At 68.0% G+C, this 13,309-nt stretch carries 9 protein-coding genes; all 9 read right to left on the bottom strand.

Going from position 1 to position 13,309, the window contains the following annotated elements:
• Nucleotides 1-38: 38 nt before the first annotated feature.
• The 9 genes from P0W64_RS02495 to P0W64_RS02455 all read right to left on the bottom strand — a co-directional run bounded on the left by P0W64_RS02495 (nucleotide 39) and on the right by P0W64_RS02455 (nucleotide 13,258).
• A complete protein-coding gene (locus P0W64_RS02495; RefSeq protein WP_275478462.1) occupies nucleotides 39-1,319 on the bottom strand; it encodes an HNH endonuclease signature motif containing protein in 1,281 nt (426 codons plus the stop codon).
• Nucleotides 1,320-1,378: 59 nt separating this feature from the next.
• A complete protein-coding gene (locus P0W64_RS02490) occupies nucleotides 1,379-2,623 on the bottom strand; it encodes a reverse transcriptase family protein (protein WP_275478461.1) in 1,245 nt (414 codons plus the stop codon).
• Nucleotides 2,624-2,949: 326 nt separating this feature from the next.
• Nucleotides 2,950-5,697, bottom strand: a complete 2,748-nt coding sequence (gene polA / locus P0W64_RS02485) for a DNA polymerase I (RefSeq protein ID WP_275478460.1) — start codon at nucleotides 5,695-5,697, stop codon at nucleotides 2,950-2,952.
• Nucleotides 5,698-5,738: 41 nt separating this feature from the next.
• A complete protein-coding gene (locus P0W64_RS02480) occupies nucleotides 5,739-6,506 on the bottom strand; it encodes an ABC transporter ATP-binding protein (RefSeq protein WP_275478459.1) in 768 nt (255 codons plus the stop codon).
• Complete coding sequence (locus P0W64_RS02475) at nucleotides 6,490-7,416, bottom strand: ABC transporter ATP-binding protein (RefSeq protein WP_275478458.1); 927 nt, start codon at nucleotides 7,414-7,416, stop codon at nucleotides 6,490-6,492. Before P0W64_RS02475 ends, P0W64_RS02480 begins: the two co-directional genes overlap by 17 nt.
• A complete protein-coding gene (locus tag P0W64_RS02470) occupies nucleotides 7,413-8,624 on the bottom strand; it encodes a branched-chain amino acid ABC transporter permease (RefSeq protein ID WP_275478457.1) in 1,212 nt (403 codons plus the stop codon). Before P0W64_RS02470 ends, P0W64_RS02475 begins: the two co-directional genes overlap by 4 nt.
• Nucleotides 8,621-9,649 (bottom strand): branched-chain amino acid ABC transporter permease, encoded by a 1,029-nt coding sequence (locus P0W64_RS02465; RefSeq protein WP_275478538.1) that lies wholly within the window; start codon nucleotides 9,647-9,649, stop codon nucleotides 8,621-8,623. Before P0W64_RS02465 ends, P0W64_RS02470 begins: the two co-directional genes overlap by 4 nt.
• Before the next feature lie 19 nt (nucleotides 9,650-9,668).
• Nucleotides 9,669-10,904, bottom strand: a complete 1,236-nt coding sequence (locus tag P0W64_RS02460; protein ID WP_275478537.1) for a branched-chain amino acid ABC transporter substrate-binding protein — start codon at nucleotides 10,902-10,904, stop codon at nucleotides 9,669-9,671.
• 173 nt (nucleotides 10,905-11,077) lie between these two features.
• Nucleotides 11,078-13,258: a glycosyltransferase family 39 protein gene (locus P0W64_RS02455; protein WP_275478456.1), complete on the bottom strand. Its 2,181-nt coding sequence runs from the start codon at nucleotides 13,256-13,258 to the stop codon at nucleotides 11,078-11,080.
• Between the last annotated feature and the right edge of the window lie 51 nt (nucleotides 13,259-13,309).

The raw sequence follows: 13,309 nt of genomic DNA, 5'->3' as shown, positions 1-13,309 counted from the left end.
CTTCGGCCGCAACCTGGAGTCCTCGCGCCCGCTCCCGATCACGCTGCGGCAGGCGGAGCCTGCCGGGGCGCAGTGCTGCGGTAGCCGACGCCGGACGTCATCGTCGTCTCCACAGTGTGGCGCCCGGTCGCATCCGCTACCGGCCGCGCCGACCAGCCGTCGGCCTCCTTCGCGAAGTTGCAGGCCCGGCAGAGCCCCTGTCCGTTATCGACCGACGTCTCCCCTGCCTCCGCAGCGGGATGGACGTGGTCGATGTGCTGGATGCGCGCGTCACAGTAGGGGGTCCTGCAGTATTGATCGCGTGCGCGGATCAGTCGAGCCATCCCCTCCGGCACGGTGCGCGCGCGGGAGTCCATAGCGACGACAGCTCCTGTCTCGGGCGTCACGTAGAGCCGACGCAGCCAGGCCAGGCCGTCCTCGCTGGCCTCCGCGACGAGCCGGCGCGCGATCTCGCCGGGCAGTCCGCCACCATCGGCAAGGAAACCTGTCCCGGCGGCATCGCCGACGAGCACCGCGTCCGACACGGTGAGGTTTACGTGCACCGGCGGCGCGGCCGTGCCCGGGCGGCCGGCGATCCGCTCGTACGCGGTGTCTGCCATGAACTGAGCGTGCGTACGGCCGTCACAGGGACGCTGGTCGGCGGCCCGTCCGAGCGCTGCCCACAGCCCGACCCCCTGCGGGGTCGGCAGTAGCACCGAGATCCTGACGAGACCGTCGGGAACCGGGCGGATCGACACGTGGCGGTCCTTCGCCGCGTTCGCCCAACGGGCCAGCGTGCCCTCCGGATCGAGCTCGTACGACACCCTGCGGACCGCATCGATCGTGCGCGCTGTTCCCAGTCCGTCGAGCACCGCCGAGTCCGCGCACAGACGTTCGTCCGCCTGACGACGCTCGGCATCGTCCAGATGGGAGGTCCCGACCACGACGGCATGCGCACGCTCCGGCGAGAGCTCGCCTGCCGTGAGCCTCGCCATCGTGTGGCGCAGAGCACCGCACAGCGCCTTCGCCGTCCTCAGCGCCGATGACGCGCGATGCGGAGACGCGCCCATCGCCTGGCCCACCTCGTGCGCCACGCCCAGCTCGCGGCGATCGGGCGCGATTCCGCGAGCGGCGCGCTCTGCGACCCGAAGATCGCGGAACCCGCTGAGCGCCCGCGACATCTCAGCCCCCACTAGCGAGCGCAATTGCTCCAGCTCGCCTATGCGCTGCAGCAATTCGACGTCACCGTCCGGCAGGGGGTCTGCGAGAAGTGCGACACGCGCCGCCACGACACCCGTCGAGGTCGAATCGTTCTCCAAGGAATTCGATACTGTGTTCATACTCACACCCTAGTATCGAACACCGACAAGTATCCCTCGTCGCGAACACCACCGCACGCTCACCACCGGACTCGATCGGCGAGGTACAGCAATCGCTCTCGGCGAACGGAGTTCCCCTGCCCCACCCATGCGATCCGCCCGTACACATACGCACGGAAGTCTGGTACCCCAGAACGGTTCTGGCTTTCTGCACCGAAGCGCGCCGCGTTGTGCAGCAGCGCACGCAACGTGTCGTACTCCGCGCGTGGCGCCTGCGCGCGCTCGTTGACCACCACGCCCGCCAACTCCTGCTGCCCGTGCCGGTGCATCACGCGCGTCTTCGCCGGATTCACCTCGAAGCCCTCCGACGCGACGATCCGGGCTACCACCGCCGCGACAAGCCCGGAATCCATCTGACCCGAGAGTGCGAGATCGTCGCCGTACCTGGTGTATTCGAGCCCGCGTGCCCTTGCAAGCCCGGCCACGCGGGCGTCCAGACGACGCATCGCCAGGTTCGCCAGAGAGGGCGACGTCGGCGCTCCCTGCGGCAGGTGACGCGCCCGCAGGACCGCGGCGCTCCAGGCGTCGAGGCCGCGCAGATCGGTCGGTGATGTCGCCGTAGTGCACAGTCCGGCAAGTATCTTCGCAACTCCACGCGGGTAGCCCAGCGAGCTGAACACACCTCGAACGCGCGGATACGTGACCGTCGCGAAGCACTGCCGGAGGTCGACCCGCAGCACGATCGCGGCGCCGGTGTGCGGCTGCGCGAACCCGTGCACGGATCCTCCTCGCCGGAAGCCCGTTGCCGCCGAATGGGGCTCAGCCGGATCCAGTACGTGGCGCAATACGCGCCGCTGCGCCTCCCGAAGCCGCGGCTTCGGGATCTCCAGGAGCCGCACGCCGCCGCGCTTCGGTATCCGCTCGACCTTGTAGTGCCGCAGTGGAGGAGGCTTCGTCCGCAGCCACCCACCCAGGTCGGCGAACCATTCCAGTTCAGGGACGGTCGAGTCCAGTAGCCGCGCGACGTCGCCGATGTCGGCGAGCGTTCGGCCGACGAGGCGGCCGGGCGCCTCGGATTCGAGCGCGACCTCGACGCGGAATGCGCCTACCGCAGTGGCGAGCGCGAGCCGGGGGCGCGGCGGGCGCGGGTGGTTGCGTAGGACATGCCGCGCGAGTTCCTCGGCAAGGGCGGCGTCGACGACTCGGCCGAGGTCACTGGTCAGGTCGCGACGGTTCCAGTCGTCGGGATGCACTGCTGCGAGCGTGCGTACGGCGCTGACCTGGACATGCCTCGGGAGCGGCCGGGACACCACAACCCTACTCATGGCAGCGACGCGGGCCGGGTGACCAGAAACTGTCGCCCGCGGCGCCGTCGGGTGCGCGAAGCGCACTGACCGGCGTCGGACGCGAGGTGTAACCGTGTGAAGCACCCAGCGGTTGCCGCTGAGCCGGACCCGTGGGTCCCGCCTCACCCGGCCCGCACCGCATCCGGCCATGATGCCGAAGCGACACGCCGCAGGTCAATGTCGCTCGACAAGGATCCGGTCGAGTGCCGCAGCGACGTGCTCGTCGATCCGCTCAGGTCCCGCCCATTGCCGGCGCGCCCTGCTCGACGGCGTCTAAGCCCCGCGAAGGCGAGCAGGCCGACGGCTCAGTGTGCCGCTTCGTCCCACGTGCGCCCGTACCCTACGGACACGTCCAGCGGCACCGACAGGTCGATCGCATGGCCCATCTCCTGCCGCACCAGCTCCTCCAGAGCAGATCGCTCGCCGTCGGCGACCTCGAACACCAGCTCGTCGTGGACCTGCAACAGCATCCGGGACCGGAGCCCCTGTTCTCGCAATGCCTCTGCCACACCGATCATCGCCACCTTGATGATGTCGGCGGCGCTACCCTGGATCGGCGCATTGAGGGCCATCCGCTCGGCCGCCTCGCGCCGCATCCGGTTGGTATTGGTGAGATCGGGCAGGTAGCGACGACGGCCGAGGATCGTCTCGGTGTACTCCTTGCGGGTCGCGTCCACGACGACGTGCTGCAGATAGTCGCGCACTCCGCCGAATCGCGAGAAGTACGCCTCCATCTGCTCCTTGGCCTCGTCACGCGAGATCTTCAACTGCGCTGCGAGCCCGAACGCCGACAGCCCATATGCCAACCCGTACGACATCGCCTTGACCCGCCGCCGCATATCGGGCGTGACATCGTCGATCGGCACGCCGAAGGCCCGGGCCCCGACGAAGTTGTGCAGGTCCTCGCCCGTGTTGAACGCCTCGATCAGCCCCGCGTCCTCGGAGAGGTGCGCCATGATGCGCATCTCGATCTGGCTGTAGTCGGCCGTCATCAGCGTCTCGTAGCCGGTGCCGGCAACGAACGTGTGCCGGATCCGCCGCCCCGCCTCCGTACGCACCGGGATGTTCTGCAGATTCGGCTCGGTCGACGACAGCCGCCCGGTCGCGGCAACGGTCTGGTTGAAAGTAGAATGGATACGGCCATCCGCCGCAACGGATTTCAACAATCCATCCACCGTGACCTTGAGTCTGGTCGCATCCCGATGCTCGAGCAGGTGCTGGAGGAACGGGTGCGGCTCCTTCTCGTACAGGGACTCCAGCGCCGCCGCATCCGTGGTGTAGCCGGTCTTGGTCTTCTTGGTCTTCGGCAGTCCCAGCTTGTCGAACAGCACCACCTGCAACTGCTTCGGAGAGCCCAGGTTGATCTGCTCGCCGATCTCCTCGAATGCCGACGCCTCCGCGGCCCTGATCCGATCGGAGAAGTCGCTCGCCAGCCCCTCCAGCTGATCGGTGTCCACCGCGATCCCGGTCTCCTCCATCACCGAGAGCACCTGCAGCAGAGGTAGTTCCATCTCCGCGAGTAGCGGCTGCGACTCGATCTCGTCGAGTTCCTCGTCCAGAGCCGCCGCGAGATCGAGTATCGCGCGCGACCGCAAGATCTGCTCGCGCACCTTGTCCGCATCCACGCTGTCCGGGTCGTCGAGCAGCGACATCTGCCCGTCACCGCTGTCGCCCTCGACCCTCAGCTCCCGCTTTAGATAGCGCAGCGACAGGTCGTCGAGTTTGAACGTCCGCTGCCCGGGCCGCACCAGGTACGCGGCGATCGACGTGTCCGACGACAGCCCGCCGAGTTCCCACCCGCGCGCGTGCAGCGCGTGTATCGCCCACTTGGCCTCGTGCACCGCCTTGGGCTGCGCAGGGTCGGCGAGCCAAGCCCCGAGCGCAGCCTCGTCCTCGGGCGTCAGGGTCGCCGTGTCGATGTAGCCACCCTCACCGTCCGAGGCTGCGATGACGACGGCGTCGACGTCCCCGTCGACCACCACCTCGGGTCCGACCACACCGAGACCGTGCCGCTCGCCCGTCCGCGCGTGCTCGTCGAGCCATGCCTCGACGGTGCCGGCCGGCACGAGCCCGCCCGAGATCTCGAAGCCCTCGTCGACCTCCGGCTCGGACGACGCGAGGTCGGTGAAGATGCGGTCTCGCAACACGCGGAACTCGAGGTCGTCGAAGAGCCGGTGGATGGCATCGCGATCCCACGGCTGCAGTGCCAGTTCGTCGGGCGTGTAGGGCAGCGACAGATCCCGGACCATCTCTGTGATCTGCCGGTTCAACTGCACGCTCGCGAGGTGCTCACGCAGGTTGTCACCGACCTTGCCCTTCACCTCGTCGACGTGCAGCACCAGACTGTCCAGATCGCCGTACTGGCGGATCCACTTGGTCGCCGTCTTCTCGCCTACGCCCGGGATGCCGGGCAGGTTGTCCGACGGGTCGCCGCGTAGCGCCGCGAAGTCCGGATACTGCGCGGGCGTGAGGCCGTACTTCTCCTCCACTGCCTCGGGGGTGAAACGCGTCAGGTCCGACACGCCCTTGCGTGGGTACAACACCGTCACGTCGTCGTTGACCAGTTGCAGCGCATCCCGGTCGCCCGTCACGATGAGCACCCTGTAGCCCTGGGCCTGCGCACGTGTCGCCATCGTCGCGATGACGTCGTCGGCCTCGTACCCCTCGACCGCCATTACGGGGATCCCCATGGCGCCGAGGACGTCCTTGGTCACGTCGACCTGCCCCTTGAAGTCGTCAGGTGCCGACGATCGCTGCGCCTTGTACTCCGGGTACATCTCCGTCCGGAAGGTCTGCCGCGACACGTCGAACGCCGCACCCACGTACGTGGGCTTCTCGTCCCGCAGCAGGTTGATCAGCATGGAGGTGAACCCGTATACCGCGTTGGTCGCCTGCCCCGTGGTGGTGCGGAACTTGCCCCCGTCCAGCGGCAACGCGAAGAACGCGCGGAACGCCATCGAGTGACCGTCGATCAGCATCATCGTCGGACGCTCTGCGGCGTCCTCGGCGGGGCCTGTATCGACTGCGGTGGGCTGGCTCGTAGGGGAGGTCACACGGGCAGTCTAGTGACCGACGCCGACAAGTAACCCTCAGCTCACGCCACTCCCAGGTACGCCGCGCGGATCGCGGGGTCCTTCAGCAACGCACGGCCCTCCCCCGAGATGGTGACATTTCCCGTCTCGAGGACGTAGCCCCGGTCGGACCGGCTCAGTGCCTGCTGTGCATTCTGCTCGACCAGCAGGATCGTCGTGCCCTCCTCGTGGATCTTCGCGATGATCGAGAAGATCTGCTGGATCACCATGGGCGCGAGCCCCATCGACGGCTCGTCCAACAGCAGTAGCTTCGGCCTGGCCATCAGGGCGCGGCCTATCGCCAACATCTGCTGCTCGCCACCGGACATGGTGCCGCCCATCTGTTTCCGGCGCTCCGCCAGCCGCGGAAACAGCTCGAACACGTAGTCCAGCGTCGAACGGTACGAGTCCTTGTCGTCGAACTTGCGGCCGTGGCAACCCATGTCGAGGTTCTCCTGCACCGTCATACCGGGGAACACTCTCCGCCCCTCGGGTACCTGCACGATGCCCGCCTTGACGCGGTCGTGTGCCGCCATCCCCGTGATGTCGCGGCCCTCGAAGAAGATCCGGCCGCGAGCAGGATGGACGAGTCCCGACAGGGCGCGCATCGTCGTCGACTTGCCCGCGCCGTTCGCCCCCAGGAGGGTCACCAGTTCGCCGGGAGCGACTGTCAGGGAGATGCCGTGCAGGGCCTGGATGCGTCCGTAACGGACCGCCAGATCCGTGACCTCCAGTACGGGGGCAGCGCCGTTCTCCGGCTCAGCCCCTTCGGGCTCAGGCGATCTCGTCATCAGGGACCCCCAGGTAGGCCGCGATCACAGCCGGGTTCTCGCGGATCTCGGCGGGCAGACCGTCGGCGATGCGGCGGCCGAACTCGAGTACGACGATCCGGTCGCAGACACCCATCACCAGGCGCATGTCGTGCTCGATGAGCAGCACGGTGTAACCGTCGTCGCGGATCTTGCGGATGAGCGCCATGAGTGCGGCCTTCTCGCTCGGATTGAATCCGGCGGCCGGCTCGTCGAGACACAGCAGTTTCGGCTCCGTCGCGAGGGCGCGGGCGATCTCGAGGCGCCGCTGGTCGCCGTACGGCAGATTGCGCGCCCGCTCGGCCGCGCGGTGCCCGATGCCCACGAACTCGAGCAGCGCCATGCCGCGTTCGGCGGCGTCGCGCTCCTCCGACCAGTGCCGCGGCAGCCTCAGCGCAGCGCCGATCACCGACGTGCGATGCCTAGCGTCCGTCCCGACCACGACGTTCTCGAGCGCCGTCATCTCCGAGAACAGCCGGATGTTCTGGAAGGTGCGTGCGATCCCGAGCCGGGTGATCTTGTTGCGCTTGACCTTCGCCAGCGGCGCCCCGTCGAAGAGCACCCGCCCCGCGCTCGGCCGGTACACGCCGGTGATGGCGTTGAAGCACGTCGTCTTCCCGGCACCGTTGGGTCCGATCAACCCCAGGATCTCGCCCCGCCTGATCTGGAAGGTGACGTCGTCGAGGGCCTTGAGGCCACCGAACGCTACCGACAACCCCTCGACCGACAGCAGGGTCTCGCCCACGTCGGCGGCCACCTCGCGCTGCGGCGCGACCGCCTCGGCCACCTCCTCGGCGTGCGCCTCGGCCACCTCCTCGGCAACCACGTCGTCAGCCGGCGCGCGGTCCGCAGGCACGCCTTCCGGGGGCACGTCGCCCGGGGATCCCGTCATCGCGCACCTCCCATCGCCGCGCCGCGGTATATGCGGCGACCGAATGCGATCAGCTTCTGCCGCGCAGGGAACAGGCCCTGCGGGCGGAAGATCATGAGCACTACGAGCGCGATCCCGAAGAAGAGGTACTTGTAGTCGCCGAGCGAATGCGACCCGACGTGGATTCCCTGCACCCGCGCCGGTAGATAGACGATGAGGAACGCTCCGACGATGACACCCAGCTTGTTGCCCTGGCCTCCGAGCACGACCGCGCACAGGAACAGCATCGAGTTGATGACGTTGAAGTTGAGCGGATCGACGTACTGCACCTGGCCCGCGTACAGCGCACCCGAGAGCCCGCCGATGCCGGCGCCGATCACGAAGGCCCACAGCTTGAATCGGAACGTGGGCACACCCATGATCTCGGCCGCGTCCTCGTCGTCACGGATCGCCACCCACGCGCGCCCCACCCGGGACCGCTCGAGGTTGCCCACGAACAGCAGCACGACGATGACCAGTACTATCCCGAGCCAGTACCACCACACCCCCGAGTTGATCGTGTCGGCGTTGTTGCCCGACGAGAACACCCCGGACCCGTTGTTCGCTGCCGACTTCCCGACGGGCGGGAAGGCCACCTGCGACAGACCGGACGACCCGTTCGTGATGTCGGTCAGATTCTCGGCCGACAGCCGGACGATCTCGCCGAACCCGAGTGTGACGATGGCCAGGTAGTCACCGCGCAGCCGTAGCGTCGGTGTGCCCAGGATCAGGCCCGACACGCCCGTGATGACGATGGCGAGTGGCACGCACGCGAGCCACGCCCAGGTGCCTCCGTGGTCGAAGAGTCCGTGCGACTTCGAGCCCCACAGCGGGCTCGTCGGGCTCGTGAGGATCGCGACGGTATACGCACCGACCGCATAGAACCCGACGTACCCCAGATCGAGCAGGCCGGTCTGGCCGACCACCACATTGAGGCCGATCGCGATCAAAGCAAGCATCGCTACCTGGGCCATCACGCCGCCGAAGTTGGTTGCGGTGGTCGGGATCAGCGGCAACGGAACCACCGGCACCAGAGCCAGCAGCAGCACGACCGGCACGCCGACGCACCACTGCGCAGGCCGGGACAGGCCATCCCACCAGTCGCGGAGCGGGTCGACCAACCCCTTCCGCCGCCCACCCGAGTCCTCGCCCGACGAGGGGGCGGACCAACGCTTGGTCGTATCCGTCATGCGCGGGCCCTCGCCAACTTCTCGCCGAGGATGCCGCTGGGCCGGATCATCAGGACCAGCACCAGCAGCACGAACGCGATGACGTCCTTCCACTGGTTCCCGAACAGCATCGAGCCGTAGTTCTCGCAGACCCCTAGCAGCAGACCGCCCAGCAGAGCGCCGCGGATGTTGCCGATGCCGCCGAGCACGGCAGCGCTGAAAGCCTTGATGCCTAGGAGGAAACCTCCGTTGTAGACGATGCCACTGGGCACCCGGAGCGTGTACAGCAACGCCGCCGCACCGGCGAGCAACCCGCCGATCACGAAGGTGAGCATGATGACCCGCTCCTTCGAGACACCCATCAGTGTCGCCGCGTCCGGGTCCTGCGCGACCGAGCGGATGGCCCGGCCGAAGCCCGTGCGATTGATCAGCAGGTCCACACCGAGGGTGAGCAGCAGCGCGCCGACCACGATGATCAGCGTGACATTGGTGATCTGCGCACCGAACAACGTGAACTGCTGAGACGGGCGCACCAGCGAGATCACCGGCTGCGCAGTGGTCCCGCCCATCGCGGGCGGACCCCGCATGATGTCGGGCAGCACGAACTCGACGAACTGCTGCAGTACGAACGACATGCCGATCGCGGTGATGAGGAAGACGAGCGGCTTCGCGCCGCGCCGACGCAGCGGGCGGTACGCCACCCGCTCGAGCCCAAGCGCGACCAGGCCGGACACCACCATCGCACCCAGACCAGCGACCAGCAGGTAGAGAACCGTCAGGGGCACGCCCTGGTCGTACGTATTGCCGTTCGGACTGAAGCCGAGCACCGTCAGCACGAAGTACTGGCCGAACATCCCGACCATGAATACCTCGGAGTGCGCGAAGTTGATCAGCTTCAGCACGCCGTAGACCAGCGTGTACCCGACCGCTACCAGCGCGTAGATGGCCCCGTACGTGAGCCCCTCGACGGTGAGCGTCCAGAACCCGGATACGAGCCCGGACGGATTGAAGGTGATCGACGAGGCGTGCAACGCCCCGTCGACCATCGTCGCCGCCAGCACCTGCCTACTTGACCTGGTAGATCCAGATGAGCGCGCTGGTCAGCTCACCCTGGGCGTTCCACTGGTAGTGGCGGGCCAGGCCCTGGCCGCTGTAGTTCTTGACGTAGTCGAGGAGTTCGGGGCGGGTGCGCTTGCCCTCCTCGATGCCCTTCATCAGGATGGTGGCCAGATCGTAGGCCTCGACCGAGTAGACACCCGGCGCCATGTTGAACGCCTTGGTGTAGTCACCCTTGAACGGATCCTTGGCAGGGCCGCAGGGGCACGACAGGTAGGCGTCCTTGGCGCTCTGGCCGGCCTGGCTCACGAAGTTCGGATCGTTGGTGCCGTCACCGGAGACGAACACGGTCTGGAGCCCCTGCTGGCGCATCTGCGTCACGAGCGGCGCCGCCTCCGCGTAATAGCCGGAGTAGAAGATCGCGTCCGGCTTCGCCTGCGAGAGCTTGTTGATCACCGCGGAGAAGTCCCGCTCCTTGCTCTTGACGTCCGCGTCGCACGAAGCGTCGTGCGCGGAGCCGAGGCCCTCGGTGATCGTCTTCGCAAGGCCCACACCGTAATCGGAATCATCCTTGATGACACAGACCCTCTTGTAGCCGAGCTTGCCCGCCATGTATTTGGCGACGGCCGGCCCCTGCACGGCGTCGTTGGCGAGACCGCGATAGAAGGTCCGCCAACCGTTCTTCGCCAGATCGGGGTTGGTCGCCGACGCTGTCGTGGCGACGAGACCGGCTTGCGCGAAGATCGAACCCGTGGCTTTGGTCTCGCCGGAGAACGCCGGGCCGATCAGGCCGATGATCGATTGATCGCCGGTGATCGTCGGGGCGACTTGCGTGGCCTTCTGCGGGTCGCCCTCGGTGTCGAACGACTTGAGCGTGATCTTGCAGTTCGGGTTGGCGGCGTTGTGCTGATTCACGGCCAGCTGCGCACCGTTGCGAATGTTGATGCCGAGCGCCGAATTGTCGCCCGTCAGCGCACCGGCCATCGCGATATTCGTCGCAGGGCAGGGCGCGTTACCGAGTGCGGACGGCAGCACGGCCTGCCCCGCATCGGACGTGGGCACCTCCTTGCCCGACGTGTCGATCTGGGCGAGCGGCGTGATGGTGAGTCCCGTGGCCGCGGCCGACCCGCTACCGCCGGACGCCTCGCCTCCTCCACCGGACGTGGACTTGGACCCGCACGCAGTCAGAGTGAGGGCCACCGCGGCACAGAGCGCGACTCCCCCGGTTGCGAGACGACGATGCATTTCGTGACCTCCACCGATCTTCTTCAGCCAGCGGCCGTCGGATGCTTTCACGGCGACCTGCTCGGTGAATCTAGACCCGAATCGGTGGATGTGCGTAGGCATTGCGCCATATGCAACGTCATTGGTTACGCAGATTTGACATGGCGCCCCCCGGTGTAGCCTCCGGGGCACGATCACGCGGCCGCGAGCGCCTCCTGAGTAGGACTGCGAAGGTCGTACACGGTCTGGCCGTCGACGGTGGAGGACGGGAAGTACTTCTCGACCCAAGAGGTCACCTCGTCGGTGGTCGCGTTACCGCGCCCGCCCGGGCCGAAACCTCTTCCGGAGGACTGCGACCGGGCGATCAGGTACGACACCTGGTGGTCACGCACATATCCCGCGAACTGGGCCAGCGTCGGCGCAGGGTCCTGACCCGTGAAACCACCGATCGCGATGACGGGCCGCTCCGTAGCCAGCTCGTACTGCGCCGCCTGCGACGAACCACTCACGGCCGCAGCCCATTCGGAATTCGTCCCGGCCAGCATCGCGTCGATCCGCTTCTGGTCGCCCGACCCGCCGAACCAGGCGGCGAGACCGCTGGATCCGGCGGCGTCCCGAGCCTTCTTCGAACCGCTCCTTCCTGCCGAGGCCGAGTGGCCGCGTGCTCCTCCGATGCCTCCGCCCCCGAAGCCGCGGTTGCTGAGAACCGACGGCGATCCGCCCGTATGCGGGTGTACGAGGGCCGTGAGCGTGAAAGACGTCGTCGCCCCGAAGACCGCGAACACCGCCACGACGAGCCCGATGCCACCGAGCACCGTCGTCACACGGGCGCGGCGGTACGCGTCCGGCGGCACCAGGGCGGCAGCGGCCGCCAACACGGTCGCCACCCCGACGCACCACTTCAGAGCCGGTGCATACGATGACTCCCGCGCGAGCAGGACCACGCCCCAGCCACCGGCGGCGACGATCATCAGCGCCATGCCCGCGCGGCCGTACCAGTCGTCGCGTCGACGCCAGGCCTCGGCTCCGCCGATCGCCACCAGACCGACGATGCCGGGCAGCACGGCCAGGCTGTAGTAGGCATGCGCCACCGCCTTGCCCTCGGAGAGCACGACCGCATCGATCACGGTCCACAACCCGAACAGCAGCGCGCCTGCCCGCATGAGATCCGTTCGCGGCGCCCGCCCGCGCGAGACGAGTACGAAGACCAGGGCGACGAGAGCGGCGGGAAGCAGGTAGGACACCTCGAGCCCCCACTCGCCGGTGAAGAGCCTTGCCGCGCCGGCCTGACCGCCGAACGCCGACCAGCCGCCGGAACGCTCCATCTGCCGACGGAACTGCTCCATCATCTCGACCATCTCGGGGCTCATCTTGGGGCGGCCCCCGCCGTGATGGTTGTTGCCCGCCAGGCGACCGAAGCCGTTGTAGCCCAGCACGAGATCCATGAACGTGTTGTTCGTCGAACCCGCCAGGTACGGCCGGGAGGAGGCGGGCCACAGGATCGTGAGAACCACGTACCAGCCGGACGACACCACCAGGGCCGCCGCAGCGCCGACGAGGTTCAGCAGCCGACGCCGCAGCGCGACGGGCGCCGCGACCAGGTATACGACTCCGAGCGCGGGCAGCACCATGAGGCCCTCGAGCATCTTCGCAAGGAATGCGAACCCGAGCGCGACGCCCGCGAGCGCGAGCCACCGGCCGCCCCTCCTGTCCGTCTGTACCGCGCGGACGGTGAAGTACGCCGACGCGATCATCAGCGTCACCATCGCGGCGTCGGGGTTGTCGAACCGGAACATGAGCGCCGTCACCGGGGTCAGCGCGAGCAGCGCGCCTGCGATCAGGCCGGCCACCGTCGACCGCACTCCGCTCCCGGCGCCGGTCGCATGCGGCCCGCTCGCTTCGCTCCCGGCGCCGGTCGCATGCGGCCCGCTCGCTTCGCTCCCGGCGCCGGTCGCATGCGGCCCGCTCGCTTCGCTCCCGGCGCCGGTGTGGTCCGCGATCCTCCGCACCGTCCCGTACATCAGCCCGACGGAGACCACTGCCATCAGCGCCTGCGGGATGAGGATCGAGGCGCTCGAGAAGCCGAAAGCCTTGGCGGACAGACCCATCACCCACTGCGACAGCGGTGGCTTGTCAACCGTGATGACGTTGCCCGGGTCGAGGGACCCGAACAGCAGGGCCTTCCAGCTCTGCGATCCCGCCCATGCGGACGCGGCGTAGAAGTCGTTGCCCATGCCGTTGCGGGTGATGCCCCACAGATACACCACCGCGGTGACGACGAGCAGGACGGCGAGCGGCAGGTGCTGGCGGCGCGGAAGGCGTCGGCGCGGGGCTTCGGGCGCGGCACCGGACGGCTGGTCCAAGACGAGGTTCACGCGATCAGCGTTACGGCGGTGGTTGCGCCGAGCCTGGACGTTTCCCGTGCA

This window comes from Tsukamurella sp. 8F (assembly GCF_029167375.1).
In the GTDB taxonomy this organism is placed as follows: Bacteria; Actinomycetota; Actinomycetes; order Mycobacteriales; family Mycobacteriaceae; genus Tsukamurella.
The sequence above is the reverse complement of the archived record's forward strand: the minus strand, read 5'-3'. Positions and strand labels throughout refer to the sequence as shown.

What these genes read in the sequence shown, in the direction of transcription:
- P0W64_RS02495 (WP_275478462.1), bottom strand. Translation starts at nt 1,319, where the DNA reads ATGAACACAGTATCGAATTCCTTGGAGAACGATTCGACCTCGACGGGT.
- P0W64_RS02490 (WP_275478461.1), bottom strand. Translation starts at nt 2,623, where the DNA reads ATGAGTAGGGTTGTGGTGTCCCGGCCGCTCCCGAGGCATGTCCAGGTC.
- P0W64_RS02480 (WP_275478459.1), bottom strand. Translation starts at nt 6,506, where the DNA reads ATGACGAGATCGCCTGAGCCCGAAGGGGCTGAGCCGGAGAACGGCGCT.
- P0W64_RS02475 (WP_275478458.1), bottom strand. Translation starts at nt 7,416, where the DNA reads ATGACGGGATCCCCGGGCGACGTGCCCCCGGAAGGCGTGCCTGCGGAC.
- P0W64_RS02470 (WP_275478457.1), bottom strand. Translation starts at nt 8,624, where the DNA reads ATGACGGATACGACCAAGCGTTGGTCCGCCCCCTCGTCGGGCGAGGAC.
- P0W64_RS02465 (WP_275478538.1), bottom strand. Translation starts at nt 9,649, where the DNA reads ATGGTCGACGGGGCGTTGCACGCCTCGTCGATCACCTTCAATCCGTCC.
- P0W64_RS02460 (WP_275478537.1), bottom strand. Translation starts at nt 10,904, where the DNA reads ATGCATCGTCGTCTCGCAACCGGGGGAGTCGCGCTCTGTGCCGCGGTG.